Here is an 18,033-nt window from a genome sequence, read left to right as displayed (position 1 = left end):
GATAATGGCTAAAAAAGATATATCAAGTTATAAATGTTCGGAATGCGGCTACAAAAGCATCACGCTCATAGGAAAGTGTCCAAAATGCGGCGCATGGGGCTCAATGGAAGAAGAGGCCCCCGTTGCCGCCGACAGAAAGACGGGGCTTGTAGCCTCCGTCAAAGCCGCCGTCCCCATCTCCGGCCTGGAAGTGGAGGAGCCGGAGCGCACGCCCTCCGGCATTGAAGAGCTCGACCGTGTGCTCGGCGGAGGCTGGGTGCAGGGCGGAGTGACGCTGCTGGGCGGCGAGCCGGGCGTCGGCAAATCGACGCTGCTCTTGCAGGTGTGCGCCGCGATGGCGAAGCAGGGAAAATCCGTGCTCTACATCTCGGGCGAAGAATCCTCCGGGCAGCTGGCTCTCCGCGGCAGGAGGCTCGGCCTCATGACGAAGGGGCTTGACTTGCTCTGCGAGAGCGACCTTCCCTCGTCGCTCGCCGCCGCAGAAAGGCATAATTACGCCTTCATGGTCATTGACAGCGTTCAGGCCTTCCGCGCAGACAGCGAAAGCGGCTGGGCCGGCTCGCCAAATCAGGTAAAGGGCGTCGCCGCAATGGCGGTTGAGACCGCCAAACGCTGCGCCATCCCTACCGTCCTCGTCGGGCACATAACGAAACAGGGCCAGATAGCGGGGCCGAAGCTGCTTGAGCACCTTGTCGACGTCGTGCTGCTTTTTTCTGGAGAACAGAACAGTCCAAACCGCTTGCTGCGCGCCGAAAAAAATCGTTTCGGCAGCACGGAGGAGCTGGGCATCTTTGAAATGTCCGAAAAAGGGCTTGCCGCAGTAAACGATCCAAGCCGCCTCTACTGGAACGGCACCGACCTCGGAAGCTCCGGCGTCGCCATCGCCACCGTGCTGGAAGGCTCGCGCGCGCTCGCTGCGGAGATACAGGCGCTTGCGTGCCCTACGCCCTTTCCATATCCAAAGCGCACGGCGCGCGGCATCGACGTCAGCCGACTCCAGCTTCTTCTTGCGGTGCTGGAAAGACGGTGCGGCATCCCCTCGCGTTCGAGCGACCTATATCTGAACGTAGCGGGCGGGTTGACGCTCAAAGACCCGTCGGCCGACCTCGGCATCTGCGCGGCGCTTGCCTCCGCCGTAACGGACATAGCTCTGCCGTCCGAAATATGCTTCATCGGAGAGGTGGGGCTTGCCGGAGAGGTGCGCCCCGCCGGACGCACTCTGATGCGCGTGCGCGAGGCTGCGCGCCTTGGCTTCAAAAAAGCCGTTATCAGCCGCCGCACGCCGAAGGAAAGTTATCCGGTAGAAGTTTTGAAAGTCTCCTCCGTAAAAGATATTATCGACCTCTTTTTGAAAAACTAACGCGCTGCATCTCAAATAAAAAGACGGGCCTCCCGCGAAATGAAACATAACGCGCGAGGCCCGTCTGGTTTTTAAATGAAAAGAGTACGCGCCGCTATTTCAGCCCTTCAAGAAAGGCCTTCATCCGCGCCATGCCCTCTTTGATGTTCTCTTCGGAACAGGCGTAGGAGAAGCGCACGAAGCCGGGCGCGAGGAATGCCGCACCGGGGACGGCCGCTATATATTTTTCTTCAAGCAGCCGGCGGCAGAACTCCATGTCGTCCGCTATCGGCGTCTCGCGCACGTCGACAAAAACGTAGAACGCGCCCTCCGGCTCCTTCACCTTTACATAAGGCATTTCGCGAATGAGAGAAAGTATCAGCTCACGGCGTTTTTTGAAGGCGGAGAGCATCATCTGCACATCATTCTCCGCGCCGCGAAGCGCGCCGAGCGCCGCCCACTGCGCGATGGAGGTTGCGTTTGAGGTGAGGTGCGTCTGCAATGTGTTGATCTTTTTAATGAGCGCCTCAGAGCCGAGCGCGTAGCCGATGCGCCAACCCGTCATCGCGTAGCTCTTGCTGACGCCGTTTATTATGAGCACGCTCTCTTTGAGATCGGGCGCCACGTTCAGAATGTTTACATGATGCGCCGGTTCATAGGCGAGACGCTCGTATATTTCGTCGAAAATTATCCAGAGGCCGTGGCTGCGCGCGACGTCCGCTATGGTCTTCATAGTCTCCTCGGAATAAATTGCGCCTGTGGGGTTGGACGGAGAATTTAGAAGGATGCCGACCGTCTTGTCGGTGACGGCCGCCTCGATATTTTCTTTCGTCGGCACAAGCCCAGTCGCTATTGTATCGACGACCGCCTCCTTGCCGCCTGCCATGTGCAGCTGTTCAACGTAGCTGACCCACGCAGGGGAGAAGATGATCACCTCGTCGCCTTCGTCGACGAGCGCCTGCATAGCCTCATAGAGAAGCGGCTTCGCGCCGGAGCCTATGATCACCTCGGAGGGTTTATAGTCCAGTCCGAAGCGTTCTTTGTAATATTTGCAGACCTCCTGACGCAGCTCCATGATCCCCGGATTTAGCGTGTAGTGCGATTCTCCGCGTTTGATAGCCTCTATGGCGGCGTCGTTTGCCGCTGCCGGTGATTTGAAATCAGGTTCGCCTGTGCTGAAGGAGATAACGGGTTTGCCCTCGTCCTTCATCGTCTTCGCCTTGCCGGAGATGCTGAGTGTGGCCGACGGCTGTATGTTCATGATCCTTTTAGAAAACTTCACATTTAATGCCTCCAATCTCTAAATGACAAGATACGCGCTATTATAATATCAAGCGCCGATTATTGCCACTAATTTTCACACTATCTTTTTCCCATGCACAAAGCGGCGTAAATATTTACATAATTTTCACATTTGTACCTATTTAACTATCATGCTAAAATGTCACTAGCAACAGAAAATAGCAGCATATGAATGGAGGAGTTGCTATGGAGGTACGTTTTGTAACGCGCAATGTCGAACTCCCGGGAGACATCAAGGAATACATGGAGAAGAAGCTTTTCAAGATAGAAAAATTCTTCGACCGCATCCTTGACACCCAGGTGGCTCTCAATTACAAACGCGGCATGAATGTTGTTGAGATCACCGCAAACGTCAACGGAGTGATCATGCGCGGGGAAGATTACGCCCCAGACCTTCGCAAAGCCTTTGACAAGGCGCTGAAAAACATTGAACGCCAGGTAAAAAAGCACAAGAGCTATCTTACCGACAAGGGACGCATGAAGGTGCAGGATTTTTCGTTCGATCTGGCGCCTGAGCTTGCGCCGGCGCAGCCGGTGGAGGCGGAAGAGCCGGTCCGCGAGATAGTGAAGACGAAGAGGTTTGCCGTCGACGTGATGACTCCGATAGAGGCGACCATGCAGATGGATCTTCTGGGCCATTCGTTCTTCCTTTTCAAAAACGACGAAACGGGCGCAATAAACGCGGTCTACCGCAGAGAAGCGGGCGGCTACGGACTTCTTGAACCAAAATAAGAGGCGTCATACGAGGCGCCAACATCCATAAACGGCAGTCATGAAAAAAAAGCCCCCTTTCGGGGGGCTTTTTTTATAGAGCTTTTTAGTTATAATGAAGCCTGTATTTACAAGCTGACAGAACCTTGAGGAGGAAAATAAAATGATAAAAATCAAGCATCTTGCGGTGGCGCTGCTCATTACACTCGCCATTTCCATGCCGGCGGCGGCTGCGCGGACCGTGCCGTACCCGCCGTATTTCGATACAAAAAGCTCCGGCGCATCGTCCTACAACGGCGCAGGAAATGTTAAAGCCTCTCCGTATTTCACCGCGCCTGATTTTTACGAGATGAAAAGCGCAGACGGCCTAACTTTCGTATCTAACTTCCCGACCTACCAGCAGACGACGGAGACTACCTGCGGCCCCGCCGCCGCGCTCACCGTCCTTGACTACTTCGGAAATAAAAAATATGACGAACAGATGCTTGCCATCCTGATGGGCACTCTAAACAAGCCGAAGCCAAACGGCGAGATGGGCACCTCCACCAGCGGCATGGTAAAGTTTTTTAAGGAGATAGGCTGGAAGGTGCGGTCGAGCCTTGACCGTCCGAAGGGCAAAGCCGGAGATTTTGACGACCCCAAGGCCTTTATGGAGTTCGTCGTTAAAAACCTCAAAGAGGGCACGCCCGTCTTTGTCGAAAACATGTACTGGGGCGGCCACTGGCGCGTCATCATCGGCTATGACACGATGAAGACCGCAAATGTCGAGGACGACGTGCTTATCTTTATGGACCCGTACGACGTGCTGGACCACAATCAGGACGGCTATACCGTAGAGAACGCAAGCGGCTTCTTCTATACGTGGAAGGATATAGAATATCTTCCAAAGGCCGAGCGCATCCAGCAGTGGATAACGGCGCGGCCGTAACCGCGGCGCGCGATAAACTTTAAGGACGTGTATATATGGCATGTGAACTGACTGATTCTCTGAACCCGCGCCAGCGCGAAGCCGTCGCCTACTGCGCCGGGCCGCAGGTGGTGCTGGCCGGCGCGGGCAGCGGCAAAACGAAGGTGTTGACCACAAAGATAGCCTATCTGATACAGGAGCAGGGAGTCCGTCCGTGGCGCATACTCGCGCTCACCTTTACAAACAAGGCGGCGCGCGAAATGCGCGGACGCGCCGAGGCTATGATGGACGGCAACCTTCAGGGGCTGGAACTGGCCACCTTCCACGCCTACGGCCTCCGCTTCCTGCACAGGTATCAAGAGGCGATGCGGCGCGCGGGCCATCCGTACCCCTTCGTAATCTTTGATAGAAACGACACAAAATCCGTAGTAAAACGCGCGATGGCGGAACTCAACATCGACCCGAAGCGGCTTGACGTCTCTTCCGCGCTTGAACTTATATCCGAAGCAAAAACAAAATCAAACCCAGTGACTGGCGCGCCTAAGATAGACGAGCGCTGGCGCTCCCTTTACGACGCCTACTCGCGTTCGCTCAAAGCGCAGGGCGCGCTTGACTTTGACGACCTCATGGTGCTGCCGCTGCGCATACTTGCAACGGACAAAGAGGTGCTGGAACACGAGCGCGGGAGATACGACTGGATACTGGTAGACGAGTATCAGGACGTCAACCATCCGCAGTATCTGCTTTTGCGCATACTTGTAGACGCTGGGCGCAAAATAATGGTAGTAGGCGACCCCGACCAGTCGATATACGGCTGGCGCGGCGCGGAGATGAGCATGATATTGAACTTTGAACGCGACTTCAAAGGCGCGAAGATGACTATACTGGACCAGAACTATCGTTCGACTGGCAACATTCTGGCCGGCGCAAACGGCGTCATCAAAAACAACGACGACCGCCACCCTAAAGACCTTTGGACGGCGTCAGATATGGGAAGCGCTATAAAGGTGCGCCGCGTTTCCATGGACTCTCAGGAGGCGGAATGGATAGCGAAAAAAATAGAGGCGCTGCATGACGACGGCTACCGATACAAAGAGATGGCGATATTGTACCGCATGAACGTCCTAAGCCGCGGCATAGAGCAGGCTTTGCTGGAACGCGCGATACCTTACAGGGTCATACGCGGCGTCGCCTTCTACGAACGCGCTGAGGTAAAAGACGCCCTCTCCATGCTGCGTCTTTCCGTAAACCCGCGCGACATGCTATCGCTTGGCAGAGTCGGAAACATTCCTGTGCGCGGCCTTGGCAAAAAGAGCCTTGAGCTCGTAGGCGAAAAAATAAATTCCATGGAGGCGGCAGAGGCCCAAGATATATGGCGCGAGCTGCACGAAAACGGCGCAGGGCTCAAAGGCAAGCAGGCAAACGGCGTGAAAGCGCTTGCGGCGGACATGATAGCCATCCTCGAAAATAAAGAAAACATAGGCGACGCGGTGCGCACCATCACGGAGGTCAACGGCTACGACGCCTATCTGCGCGAAGAATATCCCGACGACTGGGAGGAACGCCTTGAAAACGTGCTGGAACTGCTCTCCATAGTGCCGCCTGAAAGCGACGTCGAACAGGCGCTGACGGAGATACCGCTCATCACGGATCAGGATTCTGCACAGGAGCAGGAAGACGCCGTAAACATGCTGACGCTGCACGCGGCGAAAGGGCTGGAATTTCCGATAGTATTTCTCGTTGGACTTGAAGAGGGGATTTTTCCCGGCGCGCGCGCCGTGGCGGGGGAGGGCGATATTTCGGAGGAGCGCCGCCTCTGCTACGTGGGCATGACGCGAGCGCGGGAGCAGCTTTACATAAGCTGCGCGTCAAGCCGTCTGCTCTTTGGCGGCATCCAGCGCAACCCGATGTCGCGCTTCATCGGCGAGATCCCAAAGGACGTAATAGAATATACGGACGAAACGCAGGGAGGCGGTTACCGTGCCGATAATAGGGCTAACGGGCGACGTTGGCGCTGGTAAGAGCACGCTCTGCTCCGTGTGGCGGGTGCTGGGCGCGCACATCATCGACGCGGACAGCGCCGCGCGCGCGCTGTGGGACGCGCCAGATGTGCGGTGCGAAGCCGAAAAACGCTGGGGCGAAGGCTTTTTTGACGCGCCCAGGCGCGAGCTCTATTCAAAAATAGCGCAGAAAATATTCACAGACGAAGAAGAATATAAATTTGCCGCGGAACTGCTTCACAAACGCACAAACGCGCAGATAAAAGCGGAGGCGCTGGCATCGGGAGGCGTCGTCGTAGTCGAGATACCGCTCCTTTACGAATGCGGCGACGACGAATGGCTGGACTACGTTATATACGCGGCGGCCCCGCTTGCACGCCGCGCGGAACGCAACGCAAAGCGCAGCTGGAACGCAGAAGAGATAAAACGCCGCGAATCAAAACTGCTGCCGCGGGAAGAAAAAATGAAGCGCGCCGACAAAATCGTCACAAACTCCGGCACAGAGGAAGAATGGCGTGCTCTGGCGGCCGAAGTCTGGCGCGAACTGGAAACGGTAAAGGCAAAGCGCGGATAAGCGGACGGCCGCATACGGCAGAACAAGCGGCACGGCCGACCGCGCTGCGGCTTAGATCATAGCTCCAAAGGTGCGCGATATAGCCATGCGCTTTTGCAGACAGCAGACCAAAAGCGCGCCTATCGCGGCTCCTGGCACGCAGCTCATGAGAAAAGAGCCGGAGAGGAAGATAAAACCGACGTTTTTGCCGATGGCGGGGCCAAGCAGCTGCGCCGCGACCCACGCGCCCACTATGCCGGTGCCGGCCGGCTCTGCGCACGCGGCGAAAGCCTTATACTTTGAAGGAAGCGCTTTTGCGGCAAATCCAACAAAGAGCGCTCCAAAGATGCTGCCGGGAAAGGCGAAAAGACTTCCCGTCCCCATCATGTTTCTGATGACGCTCGTCGTAAACGCGGCCCCCGCCGCCCACCACGGGCCAAGAAGTATCCCCGCCACTACGTTGATGGTGTGCTGGAAAGGGAAGCACTTCGTAGGCCCTATGGGAATGGATACGACTGAAAGCACCACGCCCGCCGCGGCAAGAATGCCGGCAAGCACCGCCTTTTTAAATAAAATCCTTTTCACATCATTTTTCATATCATTTTGTTTCGCGTCGTTCTGCATCTTAATGACCTCCTGGATATAAATTATGACCGGGCGCGCAAGCTCCCGTCGATTTCTTTTATAAGCGCCCGCGCGACCGCTGCCGGGTCGTCTGAGTTCATTATCGCCCCTGAAAGCGATATGCCCGAACAGCCGCAGCCCGCAAGCCCCGCGATATTGGATATCTCTATGCCGCCAATGGCCACGGAGGGAATGTCTGCGCAAGCAAGCGTTTGCGCTATGCCCTCCGGCCCTATCACCACGGCGTCGTTTTTCGTGCCGGTGGCAAAGGCCGCGCCGCAGCCGATGTAATCCGCGCCAAGTCTTTTTGCCTCGCGCGCAAGCTCCGGCGTCCGCGCGGTGCCGCCGATGATGAAGCCCTCTGCCGCCACGCGTCTGGCTGCGTCTATCGGAAGGTCGCTCTGTCCTAAGTGGACGCCGTCCGCGCCAGCGGCAAGCGCCGCGTCAAGCCTGTCGTTTATGATAAAAAGCGCGCCCGCCGCGCGGCACAGCTCTTTCATTGCAAGCGCGGTATGGTAGCAGTCGCGCCCGCTCCAGCTTTTGACGCGAAGCTGCACGGCGGTGACGCCGCCTGCAAGCGCCGCCTCAACTATCCGCAGGTTTTCCGCGGGACTTTTGCCCTCGCCGCAGATAAGATAAAGTTTCAGCCTTTCGGCAAGTTTTTTACGGTCAACGCCCATTTTTGGTACGCTCCTTCGCATCCGACAACTCCGCCAGCATGTCCATAAAATTTATCCTAAAACTGTACGCGCCCTTTGCAGTTCTTTCGGCCTTGTGCGCCGCGCCTCTGAAAAGCCGCAGCGCGCGGCGCGACGCGTCAAGCGGCCGCTGGTTTGCGCAAAACAACGCAGCGGCGCTCCCCAGCGCGCAGCCGAAGCCGCTTGTTCTGTTCATAAGCGCGGAGCCGCCGCCAATTATGAAATCACGCTCGCCGTCCGACACGAAATCCTGCGCGCCTGTGGCAAAGACGACGCAGCCTAGATGCGCCGCGCATTCTTTCGTCACTGCGGCCATTTCTTTTTCCGCGCCGTCGCACGATACGCCGCGCGGCGCGGCGGCCCTTCCGCAGAGCGCAGCTATCTCCGCGTGGTTGCCCTTGACCACGGAAAACTTAAATTTTGAAAGAAGTTCCTTAGCCGCGTGTGTCCGAAAATCTGAAAAGCCAAAGCCTACAAGGTCAAGCGCCATCGGACGCCCCTTCGATGAGGCGCCAGAGGCCGCCTCGCAATAGAGTTCAAGCGCGTTTTCAGGCGGCGTTCCGATGTTTATCAGCAGGGCGTCGCTTGCCTCCGCTATCTGCTTTGCCTCACGGACATTTCGCGACATTATCGAAAGGCCGCCAAGCAGCGCCGTGCAGTCGGCCTGCATCTGCGCCGAGACGGTGTTCGTTATCTGATAAATGAGCGGCTTAGCCATTTGTGCTCTCTATCCACGGCATGACGACAGCGTGTCCCAGACATCCCGCTCCGTGCCCGGCTGTTACGCCGTGGGAAAGTCCCGCGCGCAGGTATTTTCTGGCGCGCGTCACAGCCTCAAAAAGGCCGCAGCCCGCCGCAAGCTCCGCCGCGATAGCCGAGCTCAGCGTACAGCCCGTGCCGTGGTTTGCCGCAGTCTCGATGCGCCTGTCCTGCAACAGCGTCAGCTGCCCGTCGGCAAGCAGCACATCCGTAATGATGTCGGGTTCGCCCGAAAGATGTCCGCCCTTCACAAGCACAGCGCGGCAGCCGAGCTTTGCTATCTCATGCGCCGCAGCCGTCATATCCTCGACGTCCGATATTTTCATGCCGGTCAGTTTTTCGGCCTCGGGCAGATTCGGCGTTACGATGAGCGCCATAGGTACGATAATATTCCTCACGGCCTCCACCGCCTCATCCGCCAGCAGCGAGTCGCCGCTTTGCGCAACCATCACCGGGTCTACTACAAGCTTTGTCACGCCAAGCTCGCTAAAAGCCTCAGCCGCCGCCGCGACCGCCGCGCGGCTTCCGAGCATTCCAGTCTTCACCGCGTCCACAGGAAAATCTTTGCCCACGGCCAGTATCTGCGCGGTGATGACCTCCGGCGGCACGCAGTGAAATCCTGTGACGCCCAGTGAATTTTGTATCGTAACCGCGGTTATAGCGCTCGTTCCAAACACCTTGAGCGCAGCAAACGTCTTGAGGTCCGCCTGTATTCCGGCTCCTCCCCCAGAATCGCTGCCCGCGACCGTCATAGTTATGCCCCTGTATATTCCATGTCTCACAAAAAATCCCCTCTTCATGTAAATATCGTCAAGATAAAAAAATGCCCCGCCCTTTTCAGAGCGGGGATAATTTTTAAAAAATATTCCTCGCTCCCTACGCCGGTATTGGCCGGATCAGGTGTGTGGGGTCGAAGTAGTAGAGCCGCTGATTATATGCACCATAATCAGAGCCCAGGTACTTCCTCTCAGCTTCAAAGCTCCCCCGGAGTCCGAGTGTATTATTTGCCTTTCGCGCCTTTTTGTCAACTTGACAAATGAGCCGCCGCTTGATAAAACAGGTGACACATCGGGGGAGTCGAAAGGCTGAGAAATTGACGAAAGTCATGACCCTTTGAACCTGATACGGGTAATGCCGCCGCAGGGAGATGAAGGAATTTCCATTTACCGCCCCTTTCACCGATGAAAAGACAGGGGGAATACCTATGAAGATACCGCTTCGCGTGCTAGTTGAGGGAGCTCTCTCCATCGCTTTTTCGATAGTGCTCTCATACTTTAAGCTCTTTACGATGCCGCAGGGAGGCTCCGTAAGCCTAGGGCTTTTGCCGCTTCTTATCTTTGCCTTTAGAAACGGAGGCAGATACGGCATGCTGGCCGGCGCCGTAACAGGGCTGCTTAGGCTCATGCTCGGCGGCTACGTCGTGCATCCCGCGCAGGCGCTGCTGGACTACCCTGTAGCCTACGCTCTCGTGGGCGTCGCGGGCTTTTTTCCGCACCGGAAATGGCTTGGCGTCATCGCGGCCTGCTTTGCGAATTTCGCGGCGGCTGTGCTTTCAGGCGTCGTATTTTTTGCAGCCTACGCTCCAGCCGGCACGAACGTGTGGCTCTATTCCGCCGTATACAACGCAAGCAGTTGCATTCCAGAGACTGCGATACTGCTGGCGCTCGTATACCTGATAACGCCGAAGCTCGAGAAATTCGGACGATGAGCGCGCCCGTGTTTTGCGCGGCGTTTCCCGGAGCCGTCGTCGAAACAAACGCGGAGGGCGCGGACTGCCTGCTGATGGTGCTTGGCGGCAGAGCGCCGTCTGCTGCGTGGCTTTCGTCGCTTTCCTGTTTTTCTAAGGTGTGGGCCGTCGACAAGGGGATAGAGGTATGCCGCGCCGCGGGCCTCGTCCCCGACATGCTCATAGGCGACGGAGACAGCGCAAGCCGCGAAAGCTGGCGCTGGGCGGAAGAAAAAAATGTGCCGGTGCACCGCTTTGACAGCGAAAAAGATTTGACGGATTTTCAGCTTGCGCTTGAGATTTGTGCCAGGGAACACAAAAATCAAAAGAAAAATATAATCCTGACTGGAGCCTTTGGAGGCAGATTCGACCATTTATGGAGCGTCGTACTCTCTTTTTTGAACTCGCCTGTCGGCTGCGTTCCTTTTTGCATAGCGGACGACCGTGAGGCAATGCTTTTTTTACAAAGCGAAGAGCACGCCTCCGTGACATTCGAGACTGCGCCCAAAGCGCTTTCGGTTATTCCGTTTTCGCCGCGGTGCGCGCGAGTTACCTTCACCGGAGTGAGGTGGCCGCTCGAATGCGCCGAACTTCAATATTCGCGGCCCTATTCCATAAGCAACCGCTTAGAGGGCGGCCGCACCGCTAAACTTTCATGCGGCGAAGGCACGCTTGGGCTTTATTGGATATTTAATGAAGCCGATCACGGCGGCGCGCCGCTTTAAAAGCGGCCTTTTCATGTTACAATACCTTGGATAATGAATTGACAGAGATTGACCAAGGATGTGATCGTTTCAATGTTTAGAAATCTATTTACAGCGGCCGGCATTGCGGAGCTGCTTCTTTCCCTTCCGGCCGTGCTGTGGGCCATCACCTTTCACGAATACTGCCACGGACTAGCCGCGAAGCTGTTGGGCGACGACACCGCCGAACGCGAGGGGCGTCTTTCGCTGAACCCAATGCACCACCTTGACCCGATGGGCGCGCTCTGCCTGCTTCTTTTTCGCTTCGGCTGGGCGAAGCCCGTGCCGATAGATACGCGCTACTTCAAGCACCCAAAGCGCGACATAATAATCGTAAGTTTGGCCGGCGTCACCGGCAACCTGCTCACTGCCTTCGTCTGCGCGCAGCTCGTGCGATTTCTTCCCGCCCTCTTCAGCAGCTGGGGCGCTCAGCAGTTCATCCTGCTCATGATATACATCAACTTGGGGCTTGCGGCCTTCAACCTTCTGCCGATACCTCCGCTTGACGGTTCAAGGATACTTTACGTCCTGCTCCCGTATCAGTGGATGAAATATTACTACTGGCTCGAACGCTACGGAATGATAGTGATAGTAGCGCTCCTCGTCACAGATGTCCTTCCGTATCTGATGCAGCCGATAATGTCCGTACTTTTTAGAATAGTGATGATATAGCGAGGTACACAATGAAAAAAATACTCATAACAAACGATGACGGCATCTACGCCGACGGCATCCAAACGCTTGCAAGGAAATTTTACGACGAAGGCTACGACGTAACGGCGGTCGCGCCCGACAGAGAGCGCAGCGCCTCCGGCCATTCAATGACGATGGACCGGCCCCTCATGATAAAAGAGGTGAGCAAAGGCCATATCGCGGGCGGTTTTTGCGCCTACTCGTGCGACGGCACCCCCACCGACTGCGTCATAATGGCGCTTGACGTGCTCAAAATAGAGCCGGACATCATCCTCTCCGGCATAAACAGAGGCCCGAACCTGGCCGACGACATAACATACTCCGGTACCGCCTGCGCCGCGATGGAGGGGCTTGTCTACGGCTATCCGTCCATCGCAGTCTCCCTCGTCTGCGGCACACGTTCGCCTGAAAAACATTACGCCGCGGCGGCGGAGGCCGCCCTCAAAATAGTGAGGGAACTTGCCGTCAACCCGATGCAAAAAGACGTATTCTACAACGTCAACGTCCCAAACATCCCGGTCGCGCAACTAAACGGCGTAAGGCTGACAAGCAAAGGCAAACGCTACTACCACGATAAAATCACGACGGTAGAGACGCCGTCTGGAGGCAAAGCCTACTGGGTCGGCGGAAGCATACGTGACGACATGGACGAAGGAACGGACGTCTGGGCCGTCGCGCACAACTACATCTCCATAACGCCGGTGCATCTTCAGCTCACCTCATTCGAGGCGCTTGATTTTGCAAAAAAGACCTCGTTTGAAGAAAACGTATTCAACGCCGTCAGCAGCAAAAAATAAACTTATAACGTTTAAAGGTTTAGTTTTGTTTTTGTCACGCACCTAGTTGACAATAATCGGCGCGCAGTATAAAATACCACACAATATTTGAGACCACCACGAAAGGAGGCGGCATTGTGGACCTGAACACTGTCGAACGAGTAAGACGCATACGACGAATCGATCTCTTCACGCATATACTTAAATGCGATGACGGGGATATAGATTCGATTACTCTGCGACAGAGATAAGACGCCGTCGGCTGAAAGCGTCTTTCGCAAACAGGATCGCAATCTCGCACCCAGGAGCATTACAAACAAGTGGGCTTTTAAGCCAACGAGGGTGGTACCGCGGGTAAATTTGCTCGTCCCTTTTTCCGGAGAACCGGAAAGAGGGACGAGCTTTTTTTGACTATTAAAAAATAAAAAAAGAAAAATAACGGAGGAATTTCAAATGACGGCAGAGAAAAAAGGCAAAGTGGTATTGGCATACAGCGGCGGACTAGACACATCGGTGGCCATTCCGTGGCTCCACGATCAGGGATACGAAGTCATCACGCTCACAATGCACGTAGGACAGCAGGCGGACAACCTTGAAGAGATAAAGGCAAAAGCATACGCCGCGGGCGCGGCCAAAGCCTACGTCGTAGACCTCCGCGAGGCCTTCATCGACACATTCGTCTGGCCCGCGCTCAAATCAAACGCGGTCTATCAGGGAATCTACCCGCTCAACTCCGCGCTCTCGCGCCCCATGATAGCGCAGGCGCTCATCTGGTGCGCCGAGAAAGAAAACGCAATAGCCGTAGCTCACGGCTGCACAGGCAAAGGACAGGACCAGGTGCGTATCGAAGTATGCTGCAACGCGCTGAACCCCGAAATAGAAGTTCTCGCTCCCGTCCGCGACTGGGGCTTCACCCGCGAAGAAGAGATGGACTACGCGGCGGAACACAACGTCCCCGTCCCCACAACGCGCAAGAACCCCTACAGCATCGACGACAACCTCTGGGGCCGCTCAATAGAGTGCGGCATCCTCGAAGACCCGTGGAACGAGCCTCCGAAAGACGCCTACAAACTGACCGCCGACCCGAAAGAGGCGCCCGACGAAGAGGTGACCGTCGAAATCACATTTGAAGGCGGCGTGCCGGTCGCCATCGACGGCAAAAAAATGGGCTCCATCGAACTGATAGACTTCATGAACAAAACTGCCGGCAAAGCTGGTTACGGACGCATCGACATGGTAGAAGACCGCCTCGTCGGCTTCAAAAGCCGCGAAGTATACGAATGCCCCGGCGCGCTCGCGCTGCTTTCCGCTCATAAAAAGCTTGAAAGCATCACGCTCTCAAAGGACACTCTGCGCACAAAGCGCGAGCTTGAGGTGAAATTCGCCGAAATGACCTACGAAGGCTACTGGTTCTCGCCGCTCATGGAGGCGGTGCAGGCATTCATGGAATCGACGCAGAAGGCCGTAAACGGCACTGTACGCATGGTCTTCTACAAAGGCAACTGCATCGTCAACGGAATGAAATCTGACTCCTCCGTCTACAGCAAGGCCCTTGCAACCTACTCCGCGGGCGACATCTTCGACCAGTCCGCCTCAGTCGGCTTCATAAAGATATGGGGAATGCCAATAAAGACCTGGCGCCAGACCCACAAAGAAAAGAACGTAAACCCCATAGACACACTGATGATGCAAAAGGGAAAAGACGCAACGAAATAACAAAACCGCAATAAACAGAGGAGGCCCCGAAAATACGCGGGCCTCCTCAAAGCGCGGAATCATCCTGGCGCAATTTTGTGTGACTTAAGCCAAATTTTCTCCTGGTTCTACGGCAAGTTCATGCTGTAGTCCCATGCAAAGGCCGATGTAGATAGCTTCATCCACTTCGTCCATCTTTGCCGCATCAAGTTCTCCTGCACACCAAACCCCTTCTGCATCGAACAGTTTTTTTTCAATAGGGTATGGTTGTGCACAAAGAATCCAAGATTTTTCCTTTAGCCTTGTCGAGCCAGGCTCAACGACAACGTCGGTAACATACCTATCACGCGGCTTGTAAAGTTTGTCAGAGGTTATCAGTAAGATTTCTACCGTATTGAATTTACTGAAATATTCGCCCTCCTGAAGCACCAATACAAATTTACTTTTGCCGTGGGGATACTTTGGGTCAAGTGTATATGGAAATGTTATATAATAAATCCCACCTCTTTTTAGCTCCATTATTTATTCACGGAGTTGCTGTCAGATGTTATTTCGGAGTACACATAACAGGAGAGAGATGAGAAATTGTCATTTTCAAGGGACGCGTCTTTTGCGCGGCGCAGAGCAGTCTCAGAAAGTCTTCTGGCAACTGCTCTTCTATGTAATTCCTGCAATTTAGTTTTTGTCAGAATGTCATTCATGATACATCCCTCCTTATTTAGTTACCGCTCCATCAAAAATTTATTGCAAAGGAACGGAGAATGCAACCGCGTAATCCGTATTATTTTCGTTAAACTAAGAGATCCTTTGCAGTGGCTGATGTGATTATAAAGCCATTTATGTGCAAAAATCAACATGGATTTGAGAAAATTTCTCGTTGTAATGTTGATTTAAGGCAGACAAAAAGAAGAAGCCCCTATTATCGGGCCTCCTCTGTTGTGTTTGATTGGGGGTGCTTATTGCGTTGCCGTTAAGCGATTTGCTATCTCTTTTTTCTGTAGAGCGAAGGAACGAGCGCCACGCCAAGGAGCGCAAGCGCAGCAAGTCCTGCGTTGCAGCCGCTGCTGGAACTGCCGCCAGTGGGCGTTGGTGTTGGCGTTGGTGTGGGCGCTGCTTTTTCTGTTGTTTTTGCTATCGCCGCGGGGTCCACCACTTCGCCGGCGGTGTCTTTGCGGAGGTCAAAATCACCGTTGTCCTTTACAAAGAGGAGCAGTTTGTAATTCTTGCCCGCCTCAATGGCGTCGGCGGCGGCGAGGAATTTCTTGTCTCCTTCAAGCTGAAGAGCGAAATTTTTGTCAGCCGTTTTGCTTGAGTCGCTCTGGAAAGTGAAGAACTCTCCTGTGCCGGAGGTGAGTACCTTTATGACCCTAACATCGCCGGCCTTCGCCGCTTTGAGGTCGCTTCCTTTGACGGAATAGGATATCGCAGCAACGTCCCCTGAGGTCGTGAGTTTGGCCAAGAAGAGCGGCAGGACGTTTACCTCTGTGATGGAGCCTTCTTTATTGCTCTTTTGCATGGCATCAGCAAAGGCCGCCTGTACTACGGCCTCCTTTGGTACGACAAAGCCCTGCGGGCTTACTTCGAGGTCTGCCGCCGTGATTGTGCCCTTGTCGGCGTAACTCGCGGCGTCGCTTACTGTCTTTGCCTTATCCTCGGCGGTCGCTGTGATGTCAACGCTTGCCACCACTGGCGTCACAGGCTGTACTTCCTTTGGTTTGTCCGCTGGAAGGTCCGGCGATGTCGGAGCGGGAGCGGGAATTTCCACGACAAACATATCGCCGTGCTTAGCAACCGCGTAGCCGGGGCCGACATATTCCTTGGGGTTGCTGCTGTAGGAGCCGCCGGTGAGTGCATATTTATCCTTATCTGCGGTAAAATTTTTAAAGTACAAGGCTCCTTTAGCCCCGCTAAAGCTACCACCCGATATTTTTACTGAAGAAATTTGAGAAGATTCTCCTTTAGTTATTTCCTGACGAACTGCATAGCCCTTTTCACTTATAATCTTTACGCCGTTTCCGCTGATGTTCAATGTCATATTTCCTGTGTAGCTATCGTTACCGATAAGTGAAATGGCGCTGCCAGTGACGACGGCTCCGTTAGAGTTATCTACTAACTGCCCAACTTCAATAAAATTTCCAGTGGCTTTTATTACACCGCCGGAAACCTTTGTAATTGCGGCGCCTCCAGCTTTAAATTGTATGCCATCTGCGCCGGTGATGGTTCCTCCACTCATATTCAATATACCATCCTGAGGGTGATAGATGGCAAAAGCATCGGCCTTAATTTCTCCGCCGTAAATATTGATTGTTGTGCCGCCATTGTCTTTATTCGTGCTGAGATTTTTTGTTCCATTGCCAGCTATTCCAAAATCATGACCAGAAATTTTTACACCGTCGTATATGTTTAGAGTGGCACCTTTACCAAAGATTGTAACGCCAGTAGAACCTTTGTTTTCATTTAAGCCTTTAATTTCCACATTTCCCTTTAAAGTCACTGTGCTCGTTATTGCTTTTCTATTGTCACCGTAACTACAGTCGCCTCTTACAGTTATGCCTTGCTCGTATCCGTAAATTACTTTTCCGACGCCAGTGGACGACGTGATTACTACCTTAGCTCCGTCTGTGACTTCGATGCCACGATTATTTTTGTTCAAGTCTTCTGTGAAGGTAATAGTATGTCCTGCAAGATCTAGGGTAACGTCTTTGCTGATGAGAAGCCTTTCTGTGGTAACATCGGCAATATCATTCGTCAGTTTTACCGTACCGCCATTAGCGGTCGCTATTTCTGCCTCTAACGTTTTTAATACGCTAACTTCAACCGCCATTCCTGGTAAAGCCATACATAGTGCCAATAAGAATACGGAAATTGAAATAATAATTTTCTTCATCTCGTCACAATCCTTTCGTTATGCCTGACATGGCATAAAACATAAACCAACAGCGATCCATTGCGTTCTCTAACACGAATCATCAAGCCAGCCGTTTTGCGGTAGATAGATTTTACGATACCCCCCTTTTAAATTTCTGCTCAGCTGCGTTTTCCACAAAAAAGACCGCTAGCTTGCGGCAGCCAGCGGCGTGTAAAACTTTCCAAGGTAGCTGGCTGCCATCCCGATAACGGGGAAGACCCTATAGTTTTGCGTATGCCGTCTTTCGGCGGATTTGCCTTTATCTTTTTTATATAGTGCCATTAAAATACAAAAATTGTCTATAATTTTCACAGTCAAGATAGCATTGTTTTATTTTTCTGTCAAACAATTAAAATTAAATTAAAAATATAAACTTTGTATTTGTATATGGTAGTTAAAAAATAACGCGTCTTATCGGACGTGTGCCATCTAAAATATAAAAGAGGAGGTCTCTTGTGTTACGAGAGGCCTCCTCTTTGCGTAAATTACTTTATTTTATTATTCGGTTGGTGATGTGTTACCTCTTTTTCCTGTAAAGCACGGGAACGAGTGCGAAGCCAAGGAGCGCAAGCGCCGCAACTCCAGCGTTGCAGCCGCTG

At 53.9% G+C, this 18,033-nt stretch carries 18 protein-coding genes and 3 riboswitches; of the genes, 10 read left to right on the top strand and 8 right to left on the bottom strand.

Features of this window, described 5'->3' with window-relative positions:
- Positions 1 to 4: 4 nt before the first annotated feature.
- On the top strand, positions 5 to 1,360 hold the full coding sequence (gene radA / locus RRY12_10040; protein ID MEG2185007.1) for a DNA repair protein RadA: 1,356 nt from the start codon (positions 5 to 7) through the stop codon (positions 1,358 to 1,360).
- 94 nt (positions 1,361 to 1,454) lie between these two features.
- Here radA and RRY12_10035 read toward each other — a convergent pair whose 3' ends face one another.
- A complete protein-coding gene (locus RRY12_10035) occupies positions 1,455 to 2,621 on the bottom strand; it encodes a pyridoxal phosphate-dependent aminotransferase (protein MEG2185006.1) in 1,167 nt (388 codons plus the stop codon).
- Positions 2,622 to 2,827: 206 nt separating this feature from the next.
- Between RRY12_10035 and raiA the strand changes: the two genes are divergently transcribed.
- The 4 genes from raiA (at position 2,828) to RRY12_10015 (ending at position 6,833) form a co-directional block, all read left to right on the top strand.
- On the top strand, positions 2,828 to 3,373 hold the full coding sequence (gene raiA / locus RRY12_10030; GenBank protein MEG2185005.1) for a ribosome-associated translation inhibitor RaiA: 546 nt from the start codon (positions 2,828 to 2,830) through the stop codon (positions 3,371 to 3,373).
- A 142-nt stretch (positions 3,374 to 3,515) separates the two neighbouring features.
- Positions 3,516 to 4,280 carry a C39 family peptidase gene (locus RRY12_10025; protein MEG2185004.1) on the top strand — a complete coding sequence of 255 codons (765 nt, stop codon included), beginning with the start codon at positions 3,516 to 3,518 and terminating at the stop codon, positions 4,278 to 4,280.
- A gap of 35 nt (positions 4,281 to 4,315) precedes the next feature.
- On the top strand, positions 4,316 to 6,280 hold the full coding sequence (locus RRY12_10020) for a UvrD-helicase domain-containing protein (GenBank protein MEG2185003.1): 1,965 nt from the start codon (positions 4,316 to 4,318) through the stop codon (positions 6,278 to 6,280).
- Positions 6,240 to 6,833 carry a dephospho-CoA kinase gene (locus RRY12_10015; GenBank protein ID MEG2185002.1) on the top strand — a complete coding sequence of 198 codons (594 nt, stop codon included), beginning with the start codon at positions 6,240 to 6,242 and terminating at the stop codon, positions 6,831 to 6,833. The genes RRY12_10020 and RRY12_10015 overlap by 41 nt, the downstream gene beginning before the upstream one ends.
- 51 nt (positions 6,834 to 6,884) lie before the next feature.
- On the opposite strand, the gene thiW is transcribed toward RRY12_10015, so the two are convergent.
- Genes thiW through thiD form a run of 4 tightly spaced genes read right to left on the bottom strand, consistent with a single transcriptional unit; the run spans position 6,885 to position 9,675 of the window.
- Positions 6,885 to 7,436, bottom strand: a complete 552-nt coding sequence (gene thiW, locus RRY12_10010; GenBank protein ID MEG2185001.1) for an energy coupling factor transporter S component ThiW — start codon at positions 7,434 to 7,436, stop codon at positions 6,885 to 6,887.
- Positions 7,437 to 7,459: 23 nt separating this feature from the next.
- A complete protein-coding gene (thiE, locus tag RRY12_10005) occupies positions 7,460 to 8,116 on the bottom strand; it encodes a thiamine phosphate synthase (protein MEG2185000.1) in 657 nt (218 codons plus the stop codon).
- Positions 8,106 to 8,852 (bottom strand): hydroxyethylthiazole kinase, encoded by a 747-nt coding sequence (locus RRY12_10000; GenBank protein MEG2184999.1) that lies wholly within the window; start codon positions 8,850 to 8,852, stop codon positions 8,106 to 8,108. Before RRY12_10000 ends, thiE begins: the two co-directional genes overlap by 11 nt.
- Entirely contained in the window at positions 8,845 to 9,675 is an 831-nt protein-coding gene (gene thiD, locus RRY12_09995) for a bifunctional hydroxymethylpyrimidine kinase/phosphomethylpyrimidine kinase (GenBank protein MEG2184998.1), read from the bottom strand. The genes RRY12_10000 and thiD overlap by 8 nt, the downstream gene beginning before the upstream one ends.
- A 73-nt stretch (positions 9,676 to 9,748) precedes the next feature.
- Positions 9,749 to 9,889, bottom strand: a riboswitch (TPP riboswitch).
- A gap of 64 nt (positions 9,890 to 9,953) precedes the next feature.
- Positions 9,954 to 10,056, top strand: a riboswitch (TPP riboswitch).
- Positions 10,057 to 10,097: 41 nt separating this feature from the next.
- Between thiD and thiT the strand changes: the two genes are divergently transcribed.
- From thiT to RRY12_09970, 5 genes are all read left to right on the top strand, one after another.
- Entirely contained in the window at positions 10,098 to 10,601 is a 504-nt protein-coding gene (gene thiT / locus RRY12_09990) for an energy-coupled thiamine transporter ThiT (protein MEG2184997.1), read from the top strand.
- Positions 10,598 to 11,344, top strand: a complete 747-nt coding sequence (locus RRY12_09985; GenBank protein MEG2184996.1) for a thiamine diphosphokinase — start codon at positions 10,598 to 10,600, stop codon at positions 11,342 to 11,344. The genes thiT and RRY12_09985 overlap by 4 nt, the downstream gene beginning before the upstream one ends.
- Before the next feature lie 72 nt (positions 11,345 to 11,416).
- Complete coding sequence (locus tag RRY12_09980; GenBank protein ID MEG2184995.1) at positions 11,417 to 12,034, top strand: site-2 protease family protein; 618 nt, start codon at positions 11,417 to 11,419, stop codon at positions 12,032 to 12,034.
- 11 nt (positions 12,035 to 12,045) lie between these two features.
- Positions 12,046 to 12,852 (top strand): 5'/3'-nucleotidase SurE, encoded by an 807-nt coding sequence (surE, locus tag RRY12_09975; protein MEG2184994.1) that lies wholly within the window; start codon positions 12,046 to 12,048, stop codon positions 12,850 to 12,852.
- Between the two features lie 432 nt (positions 12,853 to 13,284).
- Positions 13,285 to 14,547, top strand: a complete 1,263-nt coding sequence (locus RRY12_09970) for an argininosuccinate synthase (protein ID MEG2184993.1) — start codon at positions 13,285 to 13,287, stop codon at positions 14,545 to 14,547.
- 84 nt (positions 14,548 to 14,631) lie between these two features.
- Here RRY12_09970 and RRY12_09965 read toward each other — a convergent pair whose 3' ends face one another.
- From RRY12_09965 to RRY12_09955, 3 genes are all read right to left on the bottom strand, one after another.
- Positions 14,632 to 15,045 (bottom strand): type II toxin-antitoxin system PemK/MazF family toxin, encoded by a 414-nt coding sequence (locus RRY12_09965; GenBank protein MEG2184992.1) that lies wholly within the window; start codon positions 15,043 to 15,045, stop codon positions 14,632 to 14,634.
- Positions 15,045 to 15,227 (bottom strand): hypothetical protein, encoded by a 183-nt coding sequence (locus RRY12_09960; protein ID MEG2184991.1) that lies wholly within the window; start codon positions 15,225 to 15,227, stop codon positions 15,045 to 15,047. Before RRY12_09960 ends, RRY12_09965 begins: the two co-directional genes overlap by 1 nt.
- A gap of 281 nt (positions 15,228 to 15,508) precedes the next feature.
- Entirely contained in the window at positions 15,509 to 17,413 is a 1,905-nt protein-coding gene (locus RRY12_09955; GenBank protein ID MEG2184990.1) for a Synerg-CTERM sorting domain-containing protein, read from the bottom strand.
- 203 nt (positions 17,414 to 17,616) lie between these two features.
- A riboswitch (cyclic di-GMP riboswitch) is annotated at positions 17,617 to 17,702 on the bottom strand.
- Positions 17,703 to 18,033 lie beyond the last annotated feature (331 nt).

It is taken from the genome of Cloacibacillus sp. (assembly GCA_036655895.1).
In the GTDB taxonomy this organism is placed as follows: domain Bacteria; phylum Synergistota; class Synergistia; order Synergistales; family Synergistaceae; genus JAVVPF01.
This window is presented reverse-complemented; position numbering and strand designations above follow the sequence as displayed.

Bases quoted from the DNA above. Each gene is read 5' to 3' on its own strand.
- radA (MEG2185007.1), top strand. From the start codon at position 5: ATGGCTAAAAAAGATATATCAAGTTATAAATGTTCGGAATGCGGCTAC.
- raiA (MEG2185005.1), top strand. From the start codon at position 2,828: ATGGAGGTACGTTTTGTAACGCGCAATGTCGAACTCCCGGGAGACATC.
- RRY12_10025 (MEG2185004.1), top strand. From the start codon at position 3,516: ATGATAAAAATCAAGCATCTTGCGGTGGCGCTGCTCATTACACTCGCC.
- RRY12_10020 (MEG2185003.1), top strand. From the start codon at position 4,316: ATGGCATGTGAACTGACTGATTCTCTGAACCCGCGCCAGCGCGAAGCC.
- thiW (MEG2185001.1), bottom strand. From the start codon at position 7,436: ATGCAGAACGACGCGAAACAAAATGATATGAAAAATGATGTGAAAAGG.
- thiE (MEG2185000.1), bottom strand. From the start codon at position 8,116: ATGGGCGTTGACCGTAAAAAACTTGCCGAAAGGCTGAAACTTTATCTT.
- RRY12_10000 (MEG2184999.1), bottom strand. From the start codon at position 8,852: ATGGCTAAGCCGCTCATTTATCAGATAACGAACACCGTCTCGGCGCAG.
- thiT (MEG2184997.1), top strand. From the start codon at position 10,098: ATGAAGATACCGCTTCGCGTGCTAGTTGAGGGAGCTCTCTCCATCGCT.
- RRY12_09985 (MEG2184996.1), top strand. From the start codon at position 10,598: ATGAGCGCGCCCGTGTTTTGCGCGGCGTTTCCCGGAGCCGTCGTCGAA.
- RRY12_09980 (MEG2184995.1), top strand. From the start codon at position 11,417: ATGTTTAGAAATCTATTTACAGCGGCCGGCATTGCGGAGCTGCTTCTT.
- surE (MEG2184994.1), top strand. From the start codon at position 12,046: ATGAAAAAAATACTCATAACAAACGATGACGGCATCTACGCCGACGGC.
- RRY12_09970 (MEG2184993.1), top strand. From the start codon at position 13,285: ATGACGGCAGAGAAAAAAGGCAAAGTGGTATTGGCATACAGCGGCGGA.
- RRY12_09965 (MEG2184992.1), bottom strand. From the start codon at position 15,045: ATGGAGCTAAAAAGAGGTGGGATTTATTATATAACATTTCCATATACA.
- RRY12_09960 (MEG2184991.1), bottom strand. From the start codon at position 15,227: ATGAATGACATTCTGACAAAAACTAAATTGCAGGAATTACATAGAAGA.
- RRY12_09955 (MEG2184990.1), bottom strand. From the start codon at position 17,413: ATGAAGAAAATTATTATTTCAATTTCCGTATTCTTATTGGCACTATGT.